At 60.4% G+C, this 18038-nt stretch carries 12 protein-coding genes and 5 pseudogenes; 6 read left to right on the forward strand and 11 right to left on the reverse strand.

The annotated features are described in order from the left end of the window. Positions 1-5: 5 nt before the first annotated feature. From pcaH to pcaD, 3 genes and pseudogenes are all read right to left on the reverse strand, one after another. Positions 6-737: pseudogene (pcaH, locus tag N7E02_RS29350) on the reverse strand (protocatechuate 3,4-dioxygenase subunit beta); the annotation flags it as partial. After that, on the reverse strand, positions 734-1132 hold the full coding sequence (gene pcaC / locus N7E02_RS01525) for a 4-carboxymuconolactone decarboxylase (RefSeq protein ID WP_286578328.1): 399 nt from the start codon (positions 1130-1132) through the stop codon (positions 734-736). The gene pcaC and the pseudogene pcaH, both read right to left, overlap by 4 nt. Then, the gene (pcaD, locus tag N7E02_RS01530; protein WP_286578329.1) at positions 1129-1944 is read right to left on the reverse strand and encodes a 3-oxoadipate enol-lactonase; all 816 of its coding nucleotides are present in this window, start codon (positions 1942-1944) and stop codon (positions 1129-1131) included. Before pcaD ends, pcaC begins: the two co-directional genes overlap by 4 nt. Positions 1945-2030: 86 nt before the next feature. Between pcaD and pcaQ the strand changes: the two genes are divergently transcribed. Continuing rightward, entirely contained in the window at positions 2031-2948 is a 918-nt protein-coding gene (gene pcaQ, locus N7E02_RS01535; RefSeq protein ID WP_286578330.1) for a pca operon transcription factor PcaQ, read from the forward strand. Positions 2949-3053: 105 nt separating this feature from the next. Beyond that, positions 3054-4289, forward strand: a complete 1236-nt coding sequence (locus N7E02_RS01540; protein WP_286578397.1) for a glycerate kinase type-2 family protein — start codon at positions 3054-3056, stop codon at positions 4287-4289. Between the two features lie 4 nt (positions 4290-4293). On the opposite strand, the gene N7E02_RS01545 is transcribed toward N7E02_RS01540, so the two are convergent. After that, positions 4294-5199 (reverse strand): S1C family serine protease, encoded by a 906-nt coding sequence (locus N7E02_RS01545; protein WP_286578331.1) that lies wholly within the window; start codon positions 5197-5199, stop codon positions 4294-4296. 183 nt (positions 5200-5382) lie between these two features. Next, on the reverse strand, positions 5383-5925 hold the full coding sequence (locus N7E02_RS01550; RefSeq protein ID WP_286578333.1) for a DUF992 domain-containing protein: 543 nt from the start codon (positions 5923-5925) through the stop codon (positions 5383-5385). 319 nt (positions 5926-6244) lie between these two features. Between N7E02_RS01550 and pobA the strand changes: the two are divergent. Continuing rightward, a pseudogene (gene pobA, locus N7E02_RS01555) lies at positions 6245-7412 on the forward strand (4-hydroxybenzoate 3-monooxygenase). A gap of 86 nt (positions 7413-7498) precedes the next feature. On the opposite strand, the gene N7E02_RS01560 reads toward pobA, so the two are convergent. From N7E02_RS01560 to N7E02_RS01570, 3 genes and pseudogenes are all read right to left on the reverse strand, one after another. Next, the gene (locus N7E02_RS01560) at positions 7499-8620 is read right to left on the reverse strand and encodes a branched-chain amino acid ABC transporter substrate-binding protein (protein ID WP_286578334.1); all 1122 of its coding nucleotides are present in this window, start codon (positions 8618-8620) and stop codon (positions 7499-7501) included. Positions 8621-8745: 125 nt separating this feature from the next. Then, positions 8746-9180 (reverse strand): hypothetical protein, encoded by a 435-nt coding sequence (locus N7E02_RS01565; RefSeq protein WP_286578336.1) that lies wholly within the window; start codon positions 9178-9180, stop codon positions 8746-8748. Positions 9181-9192: 12 nt separating this feature from the next. Then, positions 9193-10004: pseudogene (locus N7E02_RS01570) on the reverse strand (TIGR02587 family membrane protein). Positions 10005-10199: 195 nt separating this feature from the next. Here N7E02_RS01570 and N7E02_RS01575 point away from each other — a divergent pair. Further along, positions 10200-10825: pseudogene (locus tag N7E02_RS01575) on the forward strand (alpha/beta hydrolase family protein). Between the two features lie 10 nt (positions 10826-10835). Here N7E02_RS01575 and N7E02_RS01580 read toward each other — a convergent pair. The 3 genes from N7E02_RS01580 to N7E02_RS01590 form a co-directional block, all read right to left on the reverse strand. Beyond that, complete coding sequence (locus N7E02_RS01580) at positions 10836-11612, reverse strand: DUF1194 domain-containing protein (RefSeq protein ID WP_286578337.1); 777 nt, start codon at positions 11610-11612, stop codon at positions 10836-10838. A 102-nt stretch (positions 11613-11714) separates the two neighbouring features. Further along, positions 11715-11939: a hypothetical protein gene (locus N7E02_RS01585; RefSeq protein WP_286578338.1), complete on the reverse strand. Its 225-nt coding sequence runs from the start codon at positions 11937-11939 to the stop codon at positions 11715-11717. Positions 11940-12139: 200 nt separating this feature from the next. Beyond that, a complete protein-coding gene (locus N7E02_RS01590; RefSeq protein WP_286578339.1) occupies positions 12140-12991 on the reverse strand; it encodes a LysR family transcriptional regulator in 852 nt (283 codons plus the stop codon). A 126-nt stretch (positions 12992-13117) separates the two neighbouring features. Here N7E02_RS01590 and N7E02_RS01595 point away from each other — a divergent pair. Both N7E02_RS01595 and N7E02_RS01600 read left to right on the forward strand, forming a co-directional pair. Beyond that, positions 13118-15567: pseudogene (locus tag N7E02_RS01595) on the forward strand (GcvT family protein). Continuing rightward, positions 15564-18032, forward strand: a complete 2469-nt coding sequence (locus N7E02_RS01600; RefSeq protein ID WP_286578340.1) for a GcvT family protein — start codon at positions 15564-15566, stop codon at positions 18030-18032. The pseudogene N7E02_RS01595 and the gene N7E02_RS01600 overlap by 4 nt, the downstream one beginning before the upstream one ends. Positions 18033-18038 lie beyond the last annotated feature (6 nt).

Genomic DNA, 18038 nt, shown 5'->3' on the forward strand with positions numbered 1-18038 from the left:
GTTTCCTCCAACCGGTTCTCGAACAGGGTGGAGCGCCGCCCGCGCAGGACGATGTCAAATTTGTAGGCGCGCATGTCAAACGGAATGGTTGCGTTCATATCGAGCGGCGCGATCAGCTGACGGATCGCCTCTTCGTCGGGGATCGTCCTCACGATCGGGCAGAGCGGGATCAGCGGATCCCCCTCGAAATACATCTGGGTGATCAGCCGCTGGGCAAAGCCGTGCCCGAAGATCGAGAAATGGATATGGGCGGGGCGCCAGTCATTGACACCATTCGGCCAGGGATACGGCCCGGGCTTGATCGTCCTGAACCAGTAATTCCCGTCGGCATCGGTGATCGTGCGGCCGAAGCCGCCAAAATTCGGATCGAGCGGCGCGAGATAGGTTTCCTTCTTGTGCCGGTAGCGACCGCCGGCATTGGCCTGCCAGAATTCGATCAGTGCGCCCTCGACCCCTCGACCCCGCTCGTCGAGCACGCGGCCATGCACGAGAATGCGCTCGCCGATCGGCATCTCACCGGGCCTGGCATAGTTGACGATCAGGTCGTTATCGAACTCGCCGAGGATATTGTGGCCGAAGACCGGGCCGGTGATCTCGCTCTTCGTACCTTCCAGTGAAATCAATGCCCGCTGCGGGGAACGCAGCACCGACGTCTTGTAGCTGGGCGTGAAGGCGGGCGGATGCCATGCCCTGTCGCGGGCGAAGAAGGGCGTCGTCTCGGGCAGAGCGTTCTTCATGTCCCTTCCTCCTCCCGCATCTGCGTGTAGATGGCCTTGGCGATCTTGAAGGCATGGTTGGCGGCCGGCACACCTGCGTAGATCGCTACGTGAAGAAGCGCCTCGCGCACATCGTACTCCGTCGCGCCCGTGTTGGCAGTGGCGCGGATATGCATCGCCACTTCCTCGTCCTGGCCGAGTGCGGCGAGCAGCGCGATCGTCACCATCGAACGCTCGCGCTTCGTCCAGTGCGGCCTCGACCAGACATTGCCCCAGGCGGCTTCGGTGATCAGCTCCTGGAAAGGCTCGTCGAAATCCGTCCGGCTCGATTGCGCCCGGTCGACATGGGCATCCCCCAGTACCGATCGGCGTGTGACAAGCCCCTGGACATAACGATCGTTGCGGGTGTCGCTCATCCTTGGTTTTCCCTCAGACCTTGCACGAAATCCCGGATAATTGCTGCATGAACTGCCGGGGTTTCGATGCAGGGAAGATGCGCGGCATCATCGATCAGCTCATAACGTGCGCCGGCGATGAGATCCGCCGTACCTTTGACGACAGCCGGCGGTGTCGATCCGTCCTGGCTTCCGGCGATACAGAGCGTGGGTACCGCGATCTTTCCCGCAGCTGTGGTAAAGTCCGCATCACGGATCGCCGCGCATGTTCCAGCATACCCTTCGGCTGGCTGGCGCAGCAGCATTGCACAATAGCCATGATAAGCAGCATTGTCCGACCGACGAAAGGTCGGCGTGAACCAGCGCGCCATGACATCTTCAAGGATCGCGCCGATGCCTTTTTCCGCGACCATTGCCATCCGCGCCGCCCACATATCGGCATTGCCGATTTTCGCTGCCGTGTTGGACAAGACTAGCCCGCGGACGCGCTCCGGCTGCACCGCACAGAGGCCCTGCGCGATCAGCCCGCCAACGGACAGGCCGCACAGCACGACATCACGCAGATCCAGAAGATCCAGCAGCCCGGCCAGATCCTCGACATGGTCGCAGATCGAATAGGGCGGATGCCCGAGCCCGCTCAGGCCATGACCGCGTTTGTCATAGACGAGTGTCGTGAAATCGTCTGACAGCTTCTCGCGCACCTGATCCCATATGCGGAAATCCGTACCCAGCGAATTGATGAACACGATTGCTGGCGCATCGCTATCGCCGCCGGCTTCGGCCAGCCGGACGTCATATTGAATGGCAATGCCATTGACGGTGGCAAAGTGCATGCGATCCTCCCGATGCAACCATGACACTGGTTCCCCGCCCGGTAAAATGATAAATCCGGCAAGATCAATAACTGGCAGGTTATGGAATGCTGCCTTCCGCCATCAAGCTTCGTCACCTCAATACATTCGCGGAAGTCGCCCGGCTCAAAAGTGTGGCGAGAGCGGCGGAGTTGCTCCATGTCAGCCAGCCTGCCATCACCAAGACCATACGGGAACTCGAACAGACGCTCGGCATTGCGCTGGTCGCACGCGAAGGGCGCGGCATCCGCATCACCCATGACGGAGAAGTCTTTCTCCAGCACGCGGCGACCGCTCTGGCGGCGCTGCGGCATGGCATCAACTCGGTCTCGGGCGAGCGGCTGGAAGCTATTCCCCCGATCCGCATCGGCGCCTTGCCGACTGTCTCATCACGCATCATGCCGCCGGCAATGGAGCGCTTCCTGGAAGATGCGCGTGGTAGCCGGATCGAAATATCGACCGGTGACAATGACCGGCTTCTCGAACAGTTGCGGCTCGGCGAACTCGATCTTGTCGTCGGCCGGCTGGCTGCGCCTGACAAGATGACAGGCCTGACGTTTGAACATCTCTATTCGGAAAAGATCGCCTTCGTCGTGCGTCCCGGCCATCCGCTTCTCACGATGAAAGCTTTCAAGCCGAATGCCTTGCTCGGATATCCGGTACTAATGCCGACGCGTCGATCCGTCATCCGCCAACCCGTCGAGCAGTTCCTGATCGCACGAGGGCTCGATGCGATAAAAGGACGGATCGATACGGTCTCGGATTCGTTCGGTCGCGCCTTCGTCAAACGCACCGACGCCGTCTGGATCATATCGGAAGGTGTGGTCCATGCAGACCTCGCGGAAAAGCAGCTCGCAAAACTTCCGATCGACACCGGCGAAACGCAAGGACCTGTCGGCCTAACGATGGTTGCCGACATCGCCCCGCCGCCTCACATGCTTGTTCTTGTCCAGGCAATCCGCTGGGCATCCAGGCATACAGGATAGTTCCCCTGCCGATCGTGACGAAGGTTCATTGACGCGTGGCCACGCGCGTGATCAGAACAGGAACCAACCAGGAGTGGGCTCGTGAATGACCGCCAATTGCTGACGATGCTGTTCGACGTTGCGGTCAAGGCGGCCGATCCCCTGACGGGCATCCGCAAGCACCTTCCGCAACCTCCGACAAATGGGCGCACCGTGGTCATAGGCGCCGGCAAAGGTGCCGCGCAGATGGCTGCCGCGTTGGAGACGGTCTGGACCGGTCCGACATTGAGCGGCGTGGTCGTCACGCGTTACGGCTATGGTTGCGAGACGAAGACGATCGAAATCATCGAGGCCGCCCATCCGGTGCCCGACGAGGCAGGCCTCGCGGCCAGCCGCCGGCTGATGGAAGCCGTCTCGGATCTTTCGGAGAACGACCTGGTCATCGCCCTGATCTGCGGCGGCGGCTCGGCACTTTTGCCCTCTCCGCCTGACGGGCTAACACTCCAGGACGAGATCGCGCTCAACGAAGCGCTGCTCGCCTCGGGTGCTCCGATCTCCGCCATGAATGTGGTGCGCAAGCATGTTTCGACTATCAAGGGCGGTCGGCTGGCGGCGGCAACCAAGGCTCGGGTCGTCAGCCTGATCGTCTCGGACATCCCCGGCGACAACCCTGCCTTTGTTGCCTCAGGCCCGACTGTACCGGACGCCAGCACGCGACAGGAAGCGGTCGCTATCATCGAGCAATACCGGATGACGTTGCCGCGGGCGATCATCGCCCACTTGAAAACCCCGGCCGCCGACGCGCCGCAGCCGAACGATGCCCGCTTTTCTCGCAACGAGCATCACATCATCGCTTCCGCCGGCGTTTCGCTGGAGGCGGCGGCCGAATTGGCGCGCTCACAGGGCGTCGAGGCGCATATCCTCTCCGATTCCGTTGAAGGCGAAGCGCGCGACGTGGCGCTCGTCCATGCCGCGCTGGCGCGGGAAGTTGCCACGAAGGACCGGCCGTTCAGGAAGCCAGCAGTTCTTCTGTCCGGCGGCGAGACCACTGTAACTTTGCGCTCGAAGGGTGGAAGGGGCGGTCGCAACGGCGAATTTGCCCTCTCGCTGGCTCTGGCGATCGGCGGTTCGCCGATCATCGCGCTTGCCGCCGATACGGACGGCATTGACGGCTCGGAAGACAATGCCGGTGCTTTCGTCAACGGAACGACGGCGCAACGCCTGATCGGCGCCGGTCTCGAGGGCAAGGCATTGCTGGAGCGGAACGACAGTTATTCGGGCTTTGCCGCCATCGGTGACCTTTTCGAGACGGGACCGACCGGAACCAACGTCAACGACTTCCGCGCGATCCTGATCCGATAGCCCTCTACTGCAGCTGGGGCTTGATCAGAAAATCGTTGCGATCCGCGGACTTGACCCGAAGCCAGGCCTCGCGCCCGTCGCGCAGGACGCGCATCGGAATCTCGGCGCCGGGTGAGCCGCTTTCCCATACCTTGCGGTAGAAATCGGCCAGCCCGTCGACCTCGCCGTCGCGGATTTCGGAGATCACGTCACCGCGGCGCAGACCGGCCTTGGCCGCCGGGCCGTCTTCCGTCACGCTCATCACCACGACCTCGCCGTTCGTTTCCGCGGAAAATGCACCGAGCCACGGTCGCGCTGGCTTGCTGATCGCGCCCTGATTCAGCACGTCGTCAAGGATCGGCCGCAGCAGGTTGATCGGCACGGCCATATTGATGTCGGCGATCTCGCCGCCCTTGCTCATCTGCAGACGCAACGAACCCAGCCCGACCAGCTTTCCGTCCTTGTCGATCAGAGCAGCGCCACCCCAGGAAGGATGGGCCGGCGCGATGAAGATAGCTTCGTCGAGAAGGTATTCCCAATAACCGGCAAATTCCTGCTTGGCGACGATGCTGCCACGCACATACTGACCTTCACCATCGGCAAAGATGATGTCGTCTTCCACCGAAGCCTTGTCGGAATCGCCGATTGGCAGCGCCGGCAGCTCGAGAGGTGCAAGCGCCTGCACGAGACCGAAGCCGCTTTCCTGATCATAGGCGAGCGCATGGGCGGGGACGACGCGGCCATCATGACGCGTCAGCCACACTTCATCGGCCTCTGTGATCAGGTAGCCGATCGTCAGCACCAGCCCGTTTTCGCGGATGACCACGCCACTGCCTTCACGGCGCATGCCGAGGGTGCCGGCGGTAAAGGCCTTTTCCGGAACAGAGGCGCGAACGGCCACGACGGACCGCATGATTTTTTCGAGATCCATGGTGCAAATCCTGAATACGGACCAGGTAGGATTTCCTGGAATGGTCGAAGATTGACCATAAGGTATGGATCGCAGGCCATATCTGCAAGGGCGCATGGCGGCGGTGAACGCCGCGTTTGGTCGTGCCACCCAGAGGATTTCAACCCGCCCCTTCGATTGGGAGAGGCGGGTTGAAAAGTCGTTTTACATCGTGCCGTCGGCCGGGGTCAGCGTCACGGATGTGCCGGTCGCTGCCAGATTGAGGCCGAGCTGGCCGGTCACGCTGACGGTCTGCAGATGGATCGAGCCGGACGTGCCGCCAACCAGGATGTTGGTGCCGACGCCGACGCCGACTGTCGCTTCCGCCGTGGCGCCCTGATAAAGACCGCCGAGCGAACCGTGGTGATAACCTGCGGTCGGAGCGAAGACGGCCCAGATCAGGCGGCTGCGCGTGGTGAAGCCGAGGTCGACACCCATCTTGCGCACGACGCCGGTGTAATGATCGAGCGGTTCGCTGCCCATGGTGGACTTGAATACGCAGTCGGCTTCCTTCGCGGAGCCGATGACGTAGCCTACGCCACCGCCGATGGTGCAATCGAGATAACCGATCCGGACACCGCCGCGCTGGTCGGACTCCTGATAGGTCGGCACGTGGTCGCGCGGGCCGATGACGTCTGCGGAAGATGCTGCCGTTGCAACGAATGCGACCGGAAAAGCGGCGAGAGCCGCGGCGATTGTCTTTTTCATCCCTGTACTCCTTGTAGTCTTATTACCAGTCCGTGAGGGACACGGCTTGGGAACTCAGCGATGGCTAACGCATGTGGCGGAAGAATGATCCATGTCTGTCGGAACACGAATTGTCACCGTCTGCGTGAGAGTGTGACATTCACATGTCACCCAACGCGGTTTCACTATTCTCCACGTGGAGCATCTTCACGAACTCATATGAAGTCGTCTTGTCGCCTTCGACTGTCTGAAAAACATCTCAAACGGAAAATGTTCATTCCTCCCACTTGCGCACCTTAACCCCGGTAGGGCTACGATGGGTCCGCATTGGGAGGAGACGATGCGCACACAGGTCGCCATTATCGGGTCGGGCCCATCCGGCCTCTTGCTTGGTCAGTTGCTGGCAAAGGCTGGCATCGAGACAATCATCATCGAGCGCGCCAGCAAGGAGCATGTCCTTGCCCGCGTGCGCGCCGGCGTCCTCGAACAGGGAACGGTCCAGTTACTCGACGAGGCCGGTGTCGGTGCGAGATTGCATCGCGAAGGCCTGAGCCACGACGGAGTGGTGCTCGCCTTCGATGGTCGCAGCCATCGCATCGATCTGCATGCCCTTACAGGCAAGCCAGTTACCGTCTACGGCCAGACGGAGGTGACGAATGATCTGATGGACGCACGCGAGGCGGCAGGCCTGACGACCGTACACGGTGTCGATGATGTCGCCGTCCACGACACAGATCGCGCTGCTCCCTACCTGACCTATCGAAAAGACGGGCTCGACCATCGCGTCGATGCAGACTTCATAGCTGGCTGCGACGGATATCATGGCGCGAGCCGCAAGAGCGTGCCGGCAGAAGCGATCCAGACATTCGAGCGGGTCTATCCCTTTGGATGGCTGGGTGTTCTGTCCGAAGTGCCGCCGGTCAATGAAGAGCTGATTTACGCCCGGCATCAACGGGGCTTTGCGCTCTGCTCCATGCGGTCGGCGACGCGCAGCCGATATTACATTCAATGCCGTTCCGATGAGCGAATAGAGGACTGGTCGGATGATCGCTTCTATGACGAGCTACGTCGCCGGTTACCGGAAGAACATGCCGATTGCCTGACGATTGGACCATCCTTTGAAAAGTCCGTCGCACCGTTACGGTCTTTCGTGGCCGAACCGATGCGCTTCGGGCGTCTGTTTCTCGTGGGCGATGCGGCGCATATCGTGCCCCCACCGGCGCCAAGGGGCTGAACCTCGCGGCCAGCGACGTACACTATCTTTTCGAAGGACTGAGGCTTCATTATCGCGAAGGAAAGGATGATGGCCTCGACGCCTATTCGCAAAAAGCCCTGCAGCGCGTCTGGCGCGCGGTCAGGTTTTCCTGGTCGATGACGATGATGATGCACCGCTTTCCCGATGAGGGGCGTTTACCGCAAAGATCCAGGATGCCGAACTCGACTATCTCGTCTCCTCGAAGGCCGCTTCGACGACCTTTGCCGAAAACTATGTCGGCCTGCCTTTTTGAGACTGAACGTCTCCTCCAGCATATTCATTGAAAGGGCCGCAGCGACGATCGTTGCGGTCCTTCCTTCGTGAGCCTGTCTCGTCAGGTCAGTCCTTCACCATCGTATAGTCGAGCTTGCCGTCCTTGCTCTTCTTCCAGACATACATCGTATAGTCCTCGTCCCGCCGATCGCCCTTCTCATTGAAGGCGATGTCGCCCAACACGGTCTTGATCGGCTGGCCGGAATGAAGGGCTTCTGCGACGGCTTCCGGATCGCTGGATCCAGCCTCGTCCACGCCCGCCTTGATGATCTGCAGGGCCGCATAGGCGTAGAGTGTGTAGGTCTCGGGCTCGAAACCGTTCTTGCGGAACTCCTTCACGACGTCCGCGGCACCCGGCGCAACCCGCGGATCGGGTGCAAAGGTCATGAGCGTACCCTGCGCGGCATCGCCGGCGATCTGGCCGTATTCGGCTGACGTGATGCCGTCTCCGGCCATCAGCACGGCTTTTAGGCTCTGGTCGGCCGCCTGCCGGATGATGAGGGCCGCTTCCGTGTAGAGACCACCGAAATAGATCACGTCGACCTTGGCCTCCTTGAGCTTGGCGATCAGCGCGGAATAATCCTTGTCGCCGACCGAAACGCTGTCGCTGACCGTGACTTTCAGGCCTGCCTGTGCCAGTCCCTTTTTCACCTCGGCGGAAATGCCGACACCATAGGCCGTCTTGTCGTCGAGAACCGCGATCCGCTTGCCCTTAAAATGTTGAGCCAGATACTTCGCCGCCACAGCTCCCTGTTGGTCATCTCGACCACAGACACGGAAGGTGTTCCACAAGCTGCGTTCGGTAAAGGTCGGGTTGGTGGAGCCCGGTGTGATCTGCAGGATGCCGTTTTCGGCGTAGACATCCGAGGCTGGGATGGAGACGCCCGAATTGTAATGTCCGATCACGAACTGGACGCCGTCCGCCGCGAAACGATTGGCAACGGAGACACCTTGCTTCGGGTCCGATGCGTCATCGCCGTAAACCAGTGAGACGTTTTCGCCATCGATGCCGCCTGTCGCATTTATGTGCGCGGCGGCCCGCTCTGCGCCCTGGCGAAACTGTTCACCGACCGCAGCATTGGAGCCGGTTAGCGGTCCGGCAACGCCGATCTTGAGATCGGCATGCGCTGCCGATACAGCCATCAAAGAAACGCCAAGCGCCACGCTCATGTTTAAAATGTACTTCATGGTTACCCTCCGGGATATTTGACAACGACGGGAGGGTGGTGACGAATGGCCTCTGGTGGATTTCAACCGCAGTCAAAACGACTACAGGCGAAATGCGTTTCCGCTCTCATGTTCGAACCATCGTCTCAGGGCTCGGTAAAACCAATTGCGCGCAGACGTATCGCGTGCGCGGCGGGATCGTGGGAGAAGAAGAAGGAGCCGGAGGCGCTGGACCGGCCTGGAACGTAATCGAAGGTAATGTCCGCATATTCGATAATCGTCTCGCCATCGACGATCTCTCCACGCACAACGACGGTTGACGCCGTCTGCGGCGATGTATTGGCGATATCGAAGCTCACACGGTAGCCGCCATCGACCGCCTGCTGATGCGTGATGGTCGTTTCGAACGCCGGTGACGTGTCTACCTCTGTAAAGGCCACCCATGCCACCCAACCGATTATTAAAATCACGATGACGGCCGAGACGAGCCCCGTTGCCCATTCGACCAAGCGGGCAGAGGCATCGGCACGGACCTTCTGCGGCTGAGCCTTTTGAGAGCGAGTTCTCTGCGGACGTGCCATGGATTTCCGCCTTTAAAGGATCAGGCGGGCCGAAGCCGCGCCGATCGCGCCTGGGAATGAAAGAACGATCGCCGACATCAGGATCTGCGTTTCAGCCGTGCTGTCGAGCCGCCCGAAGATCCACAGGACATAGAGGCTGATCAGCATCGCGACGACATAGCCCGGCAAGGTGTATCGAAAAAGGCGTGCCATCGCGGCTCGCCTTCCGGAATTTCATGCGTACCGCGAAAGGACACGGCATAAACGAAGGCGTGCATGATGGCGATTGAGATGAAGATCGCCGCCAGCGCGTGCCAGGGCGTCATCTTGTAGGAGATAAGGATAACCTCTTCCGTCGGCGCGACGTTGAGGTTGAGAAATAACGCGCCGACGCCCATGAGAAAGAGCTCGCGAGAATAGCTCGGCGACGGATGATCCGGCACGGCACCTTCATCCATGTCCTTCTGCCCCGTACCGCCGCCCAGCTGAGACCGCCCGAGAAGTGCGCCGATACTTGCGGGTACGGACTGGATCGCGATCCTACCGACGACACTGTTCAGCGTCGTGTCGGGTTTCAGGATGCCCATTATGGTGAGCATCACTGCACTTATCACGATCCCTAAACCAAAGGCGATCGTTGCGTCCCGAAGCGCTTGTCCCCAAGTGAAAGTGCGCTCGAAACCGATCCGATGTGCGAGGATGACGAGAAGCGGAACGTTGAGAAGCAGCATGACCAGCAATCGGCTGCGTTCGATATGGTCGCCGAGTTCCCAAAGCTCCATCGTCATCAACATGGGCACGGCAAAGAGAAGCGCGCCGGCTGCCCCTCGTCCAAGCCCAGTGATGAACCTGCGTAATTCCCTGGCTGGTGGATTACTGTTGGACTTCCCGGCGTCTGCCTGTACTGCTCTGGCCACCGCTTTGCGCTCCTGCGCTCCTGTTATTGGGGCGCATCAATCACATAGTGCCTGACGGAAGAACGGCCAGAATAGCCAAGCGTACCAAGCCGCAACTGCAGGCAAATAAGGAGGTTGAGAAATATGCATTTCCTGACCACTGGGCCGGACGGCGCCGACGTGACGATCCTTCTCGCACATGGTGCCGGCGCACCGATGGATTCCGCTGCGATGACAGCCGCAGCAGAAGCTCTCGCCGCCGAGGGCCTACGCGTCGTTCGCTTCGAGTTCGACTATATGGCAGCCCGCCGCTCCGGCTCGCGCAAGCCGCCACCGAAGGCGGAGTTGCTGATCCCGCACTATGAACAAGCGGTCTTATCTCTCGCAGCACCGGGCAAGGTAATCATCGGCGGCAAGTCCATGGGGGCCGGGTCGCCAGCATGGCCGCCGACCGCCTGCACGAGGCCGGAAAGCTATCGGGCCTGCTCTGCCTCGGCTATCCGTTCCATCCGCCGGAAAAGCCGCAGCAATTGCGAACGGCGCATCTGGAACATATCAAGACACCAACCCTGATCGTTCAGGGGACGCGCGATCCTTTCGGCACGCGTGATGAAGTCCCGTCCTATGACCTGTCACCGTCGATTGAACTTTTCTGGCTGGAAGATGGAGATCACGATCTGAAACCGCGAAAGTCGGTATCCGGCTTCACGGCCGCTGATCATCTGCGCAGCATGGCGGCCAGGGTCCGCGCTTGGGCAGGGTCTCTATAGATACCGCCACCTAGCGGTCGAACATGTCCTGCCACTGCTTCTCGCCAACCATACAATCCGTCTGCGCCGGCTTGTTGGCAATGCGGCGGATGCTCGGTTCAGGCTGTAGGCCGCTCACCTCCATCACCAGCTTGCGGCGCACGGCAACGCCGAAATCCTCTATGTCATGGACCGGAAGGACGAAGGATCCTGGACCGCCGACGACACAGTCGCCGTAATATTGGTCAAGCCCGCCGGGCGTCCCGGAAGGCCGCAGCATGATCGCGAGACCATTGATGACGATGCCAGCCTCGACAGCCTTGTCGCGCGCGGGCGTCACGGGATTGCCGGAATTGTTAGGGCCATCGCCGGAGACATCGATCACCTGACGCATGCCATGATAGCTGTTGGAAACAATCATCGTCGCGCCCTGCACGATTGCCGCGGAAATTGAGGTGCGCCGCTGCATCTCAACGGGGCGGGCTTCAAGCCGGCTGGCAAAGGCGATCGCATCCTGCTCATTCTCGATGACCTGCCAGTCGATTACCGATCCAGGCACGACGTCACCTGCCCATTCGAAATAACTGATGGCGATACGGCCGATAAGACCCGTCTTTACCGCATCGATGAATTCCTTGTGCTTCAGCGCCGCAACGTAGCCCTCGCGCTGGATGCGTGCTTCCTCATAATCCATGGAGCGGGACGTATCGACCGCCAGCACAAGCTCGACATCCACCTCCTGTCCGTTTTGTGCCATCACCGTACCGGATGCAGATAAGCTAAGAAGCAATGCGAGTGCTGTAAGCATTGGGAATTCACTCACTGCAGTGTCGATCGCAAAACTGTAACACAGGAATAGACGGCGACGAGTCCTGCCCAAAGCCGGATGTTCAACTTTCTGTGAAATGGCTTATTCAGCGGCAGTCGCGACTGGGCCGTCCTGCATTGCCTCGATCAGGCAGTCCATTATGGCCTTGCGAAGAGCGTAGGTGTTGGCGCTGGTCTGTTTGCGATCCAGGCTTTGAGCGGCCTCGACAAGACGCATGCCCTGATGAACCACGATCTGATGAGCACGATTCATTGCCCAGTGTTCGACGGAGCTGCCATCATTGAGTGCATATTGCTGCGCGTTCAATTTATAGCCTCGCTAATCATTAGCGTTATTTACGAATCATCTCGCAAATTCATGCTAATACAGCTTAATGCCTAGGTGAATCATGTTTTATGCGACAAGGACGATCATCGAAAATAAAAATGATCAATAAAATCAATCTCTATAAATTCTTACCTACAACAATAGACAAGTATACTCCTGATTGAATCCGCGTCCCGGGTTTATAATTGCTGGATAAGACTGAGGAGAATTTGCACAAGCCGGCGATGCTGGTGACTGTGCTTTGCGCGAACATTGGTTGCCGCGTAAACCGTCTGCTGGATATCCGTTGATCCGGCTACGGGAGAAGCAGTTTTCGCGTCTGCCAAAGCCTTTGCACTGGCCGTCAGGACATAGGCGGATCCGCCCAGCGTAGCCAGCAGATCGCAGACCACCTGGTTGCGACCGGTCATAAGAGGCGCCGCAACACAATCGGGCATGACGACACGATGGGCCCGATCGAAGGCCGGGGAATAGTTGGAGTATATGTAGTCGGCGGGCTTTACATCCGAAACATCGCCTGCCCGTGTACTGACCAACGTATAGACGATCTCGCCGAGACGCTCGTAGTGCAAGTCCGGCAGATGATGCGGCGTGTATAGCACGGCAAGATCGAGATCGCCGGCCCCGAGATCACGGTTCATCTGGATCGAGTAGTCGGCTTCCAGGTAGATCGACATACCCGGCATTTCCGCCCGCACGGCCTTCAGGAACGGTCCCGCGATCATCTCCGCCACGTCATGCTGCATGCCGATGCGCATCGAGCGCTCGTAGGTTCCCGCAGATTCCACCGCCCGCAGCGCCTCGTGCCAGTTTTGCTGCAGCGCCTTGGCGTGGTCGAAGAAGCGCAGTGCCGCAGCCGTCGGCACCGTGCCGCCCTTGCCGCGCACGAAGAGTTTTCGATTGAGATCAGCCTCCAGCGCGTTGACCCGGTGGGAAATGCTCGATTGCGTCAGGTTCATCCGCTCGGCGGTGCGGTTGAAGCTGCGCGTTTCCATCAGGTCCAGAAAGGTTTCGATCAGTTCGATCTGCACGCCAGAACCCTCCCGCCGGATGCCGCTCAAATCTAATCGAATTCTTCGATCAATAAAGCCGTTTCTGCGCGCTTGATGAACGTCAAATCCCCTGCAAATCTCGCGCAAAACAAGGGGATCAGAAGCATGGCGGAATTGCCGGGACGGGCGCGCGTCGTGATCATCGGCGGGGGAGCGGTGGGGGCCTCGTCGCTCTACCATCTTGCCAGGGCCGGCTGGACCGATTGCGTGCTCCTGGAGAAGAACGAGCTGACCGCCGGCTCGACCTGGCACGCCGCCGGCAACGTGCCGACCTTCTCGTCTTCCTGGTCGATCATGAACATGCAGCGCTATTCCGCCTCGCTCTATCGCGAGCTCGGTGCCTTGGTCGATTACCCGATGAACTACCATGTCACCGGCTCGATCCGGCTCGGCCATTCCAATGAGCGCCTGCGCGAGTTCAAACGCGTCGTCGGTATGGGCCGCTATCAGGGTATGGATCTCGACATACTCTCGCCCGACGAGATGCGGTCGAAATATCCCTTCCTCGAAACCCATGATCTGACCGGCGCGCTCTACGATCCCTATGACGGCGACATCGACCCGGCACAGCTTACCCAGGCTCTGGCGAAAGGCGCCCGTGATATGGGCGCGAAAGTCGTGCGCTTCTGTCCCGTCACGGCCGCGCGCCGTGAAAAGGACGAGTGGATACTGACCACCCCGAAGGGCGAGATTGCCTGCGAATATGTTGTCAACGCCGCCGGCTATTACGCCCGCGAAGTCGGAAAGCTGTTCGGCCGAGACGTGCCGATGATGGTGATGAGCCATCAATACATTCTCTTCGACGAGATCCCCGAACTGGCGGCATGGTCGAAGGAGGCGGGCCACAAGCTGCCGCTGCTGCGCGATGTCGACTCATCCTATTATCTCCGTCAGGAAAAATACGGCATGAATCTCGGCCCCTACGAGAAGAACTGCCGCGCCCATTGGGCGACGCCGGACGACCCGATGCCGGAGGACTTTTCCTTCCAGCTCTTTCCCGACGACCTCGACCGGCTGGAATGGTACTTGAACGATGCGATCGAGCGAGTGCCGATCCTCGGCACGGCCGGCCTGTCGAAGATGATCAACGGCCCCATTCCCTATGCGCCGGACGGCAATCCGCTGATCGGCCCCATGCCCGGCGTACCGAACGCGTTCGAAGCCTGCGTCTTCACCTTCGGCATCTGCCAGGCGGGCGGCGCAGGCAAGGTCCTCGCCGAATGGGTGACCGAGGGCGAGACCGAATGGGATATGTGGAGCTGCGACCCGCGCCGCTACACGAGCTTTGCCTCGAATGAGAAGTATTGCGTCGACAAGGGCATGGAGATTTATGGCCACGAATACGCCATGCATTTTCCAAAACATTACTGGCCGGCCGGACGCGGCATGAAACAGTCGCCGATCCACGACCGCATCGCAGCGCTTGGTGCCCAGTTCAAGCCCTATAATGGCTGGGAACGGGCCATGTGGTACGCCAAGCCCGGCGACGACACGTCGGAAGCTGCAACCCAGACCTGGAGCCGACAGGGCCCCTGGTCGCCGCGCATCGAAGAAGAATGTCTTGCCGTCCGCGATGCCGCCGGCATTTTGGACCTGCCGGGCTTTTCCCGCTACCGGGTGAAGGGGCCGGGCGCCACGGAATGGCTCGCCTCGCTGATTACCGGCAAGGTACCGAAGCCCGGCCGCATCGGGCTTGCCTATTTCGCCGACGACAAGGGCCGTATCGTCACGGAAATGTCGGTGATGATGCTCGCGGAGGATTTCTTTTCCTGATCACCGCCGCCACGGCCCAATGGCACGATCTCGACTGGCTGAAGAAATACATGCCTGCCGACGCAGCCTTCACTATGGACGACGTCACCGACAATTTTTCCTGCCAGATTCTCACCGGCCCGAAGAGTCGCGACATTCTGGCGAAAGTCTGCGACGCCGACCTGTCCAAAGGCTGGCTCACCCACCAAACCTGCCAGATCGCCGGCCGCTGGTGCCAGCTTGTACGCGTGTCCTTCGCCGGGGAACTCGGCTGGGAGATCCATACGAAGATCGACGACACCGCCCCCATTTTCGACGCCGTCTGGGCCACTGGTCAAAGCCACGGCCTAAAACCCTTCGGCATGGAAGCGCTCGACTGCCTGCGCATCGAAAAGGGTTATCGCGCCTGGAAGGGTGATCTTTCGACCGACTACACGGTCCTGCAGGGTGGGCTCGAACGCTTCATTGACTGGACCAAGCCGGACTTCAAGGGCAAGGCGGCGCTTGCTGCGGAAAAGCAGCAGGGTGTTTCGAAGCGTTTCGTCACGCTGACCGTCGAAGCCGGCGATTGCGACGCGCCCTACATGTCGACGCTCTGGCACGGTGGCCAGGTGGTCGGCGAAACGACCTCCGGCAACCGGGGTTATCGCGTCGGCAAGTCGCTGGCGCTCGGCATGCTGCGCGCCGACCTGACCGAGCCGGGCACGCAGCTGGAGGTCGAGATCTTCGGCGACCGCTTCAAGGCCGTGGTGCAGCCCGACGGCCCGCTCTGGGATCCGACCAATGAGAGGATCCGCGCATGAATACCCTCAATGCTCCGAAGCCGATCCCTCAGAAAGCCCGCGCGGTCATCATCGGCGGCGGCGTGTCCGGCTGTTCCGTCGCCTACCATCTGGCCAAACTCGGCTGGACCGATGTCGTGCTCTTGGAACGCAAGCAGCTGACTTCTGGCACGACATGGCATGCCGCAGGCCTGATCGGCCAGTTGCGCGCCAGCCAGAACATGACGCGGCTCGCCAAATATTCCGCCGATCTCTACGTCAAGCTGGAGGCCGAGACCGGTATCGGCACCGGCATGAAACAGAACGGCTCGATGACCGTCGCTCTCACGGACGAACGCAAGGAAGAAATCTACCGTCAGGCATCCCTCGCCCGCGCCTTCAACGTCGATGTGCGCGAAATCTCGCCGGAAGAGGCGAAGGCCATGTATCCGCACTTGAACATCGGGGACGTCAAGGCGGCCGTGCATCTCCCGCTCGACGGCCAGTGCGATCCGGCCAACATCGCCATGGCGCTGGCGAAAGGCGCGCGCCAGAACGGCGCCACGATCATCGAAGGCGTCAAGGTCATCGAGGTGCTGACAAAAAACGGCCGCGTCACCGGCGTCGTCTGCGAACAGAATGGCGAGCCTTATACGATCGAAACTGAAAACGTCGTCAACTGCGCCGGCATGTGGGGCCGCGATCTCGCCGCCAAGTCGGGCGTCACGGTACCGCTGCATGCCTGCGAACACTTTTACATCGTCACCGAGCCGATCGCTGACCTCAAGCAATTGCCCGTCCTGCGCGTGCCCGACGAATGCACCTATTACAAGGAGGATGCCGGCAAGATGCTGGTCGGCGCCTTTGAGCTCAAGGCAAAACCTTGGCCGCCGAAGGGCGAAAAAATCCGCGAGGATTTCTGTTTCGACCAGCTGCCGGAAGATTTCGACCATTTCCAACCGATCCTGGAAATGGCGATCAACCGCATGCCGATGCTGGAAACAGCCGGTATTCATACCTTCTTCAACGGCCCGGAGAGCTTCACCCCCGACGACCGTTACTATCTGGGCGAGACGCCGGAGATCAGAGGCTATTGGGTGGCCGCCGGCTACAACTCGATCGGCATCGTCTCGTCCGGTGGTGCCGGCATGGCGCTGGCGCAATGGATGAATGACGGCGAGCCGCCCTTCGATCTCTGGGAAGTCGATATCCGCCGCGCCCAGCCGTTCCAGAAAAACCGTACCTATCTGCGCGAGCGGGTCGGCGAAACGCTCGGCCTGCTCTATGCCGACCACTTTCCCTATCGCCAGATGGCAACCGCGCGCGGTGTCCGTCGGTCACCCATCCACGAACACCTGAAGGCCCGCGGCGCCGTGTTCGGCGAAGTGGCCGGCTGGGAGCGTGCCAACTGGTTCGCTAAACCCGGTCAGGAACGCGAATACCGCTATAGCTGGCAGCGGCAGAACTGGTTCGAAAACCAGCGCGAAGAACACATGGCGGTTCGCACAGGCGTCGGCCTGTTCGACATGACTTCCTTCGGCAAGATCCGCGTCGAAGGCCGCGATGCGATGGCCTTCCTCAACCGCGTCTGCGCCAATGAGATCGACGTGCCCGCAGGCCGCATCGTTTATACCCAGATGCTGAACCGCAAGGGCGGCATCGAATGCGACCTCACGGTCACCCGTCTCTCCGAAACTGCCTACTTCCTCGTCGTGCCCGGAGCAACGCTGCAGCGCGACCTCGCCTGGCTGCGTAAGAATTTGCGCGACGAATTCGTCGTCGTCACCGATGTCACGGCGGCCGAAAGCGTGCTCTGCCTTATGGGCCCGAAATCGCGCGAACTGATCGGGAAGATCAGCCCCAACGATTTTTCCAATGACGTCAATCCGTTCGGCACGATGCAGGAGATCGAGATCGGCATGGGGCTGGCCCGCGCCCATCGCGTCACCTATGTCGGCGAACTCGGCTGGGAGCTTTATGTATCCTCGGACCAGACCGCCCACGTCTTTGAAGCGATAGAAGAAGCCGGCGCGGATAGCGGCCTGAAACTCTGCGGCCTCCACACACTGGATTCATGCCGCATCGAAAAGGCCTTTCGCCATTTCGGCCATGACATCACCGACGAGGATCATGTTCTGGAAGCCGGTCTCGGTTTTGCCGTCAAGACCAGCAAGGGCGACTTCATCGGCCGCGACGCGGTATTGCGCAAGAAGGAGGCGGGACTCGCGCGCCGGCTCGTCCAGTTCCGCCTGACCGAGCCGGAACCGCTGCTCTTCCACAACGAGGCGGTGGTGCGCGACGGAAACATCGTCGGCACGATCACGTCCGGCAATTACGGCCATTTCCTCGGGGGCGCGATCGGCCTCGGCTATGTGCCATGCAAGGGCGAGAGCGCGGCCGAGGTTCTGGCATCGAGTTACGAAATCGAAATCGCCGGCCGGCGGGTGAAGGCAGAGGCATCGCTCGCGCCGATCTACGACCCGAAGGCAGAGCGGGTGCGGATGTAAAAAGGA

The sequence above is a fragment of the Terrirhizobium terrae genome, from assembly GCF_030323265.1.
GTDB lineage: Bacteria > Pseudomonadota > Alphaproteobacteria > Rhizobiales > Rhizobiaceae > Neorhizobium.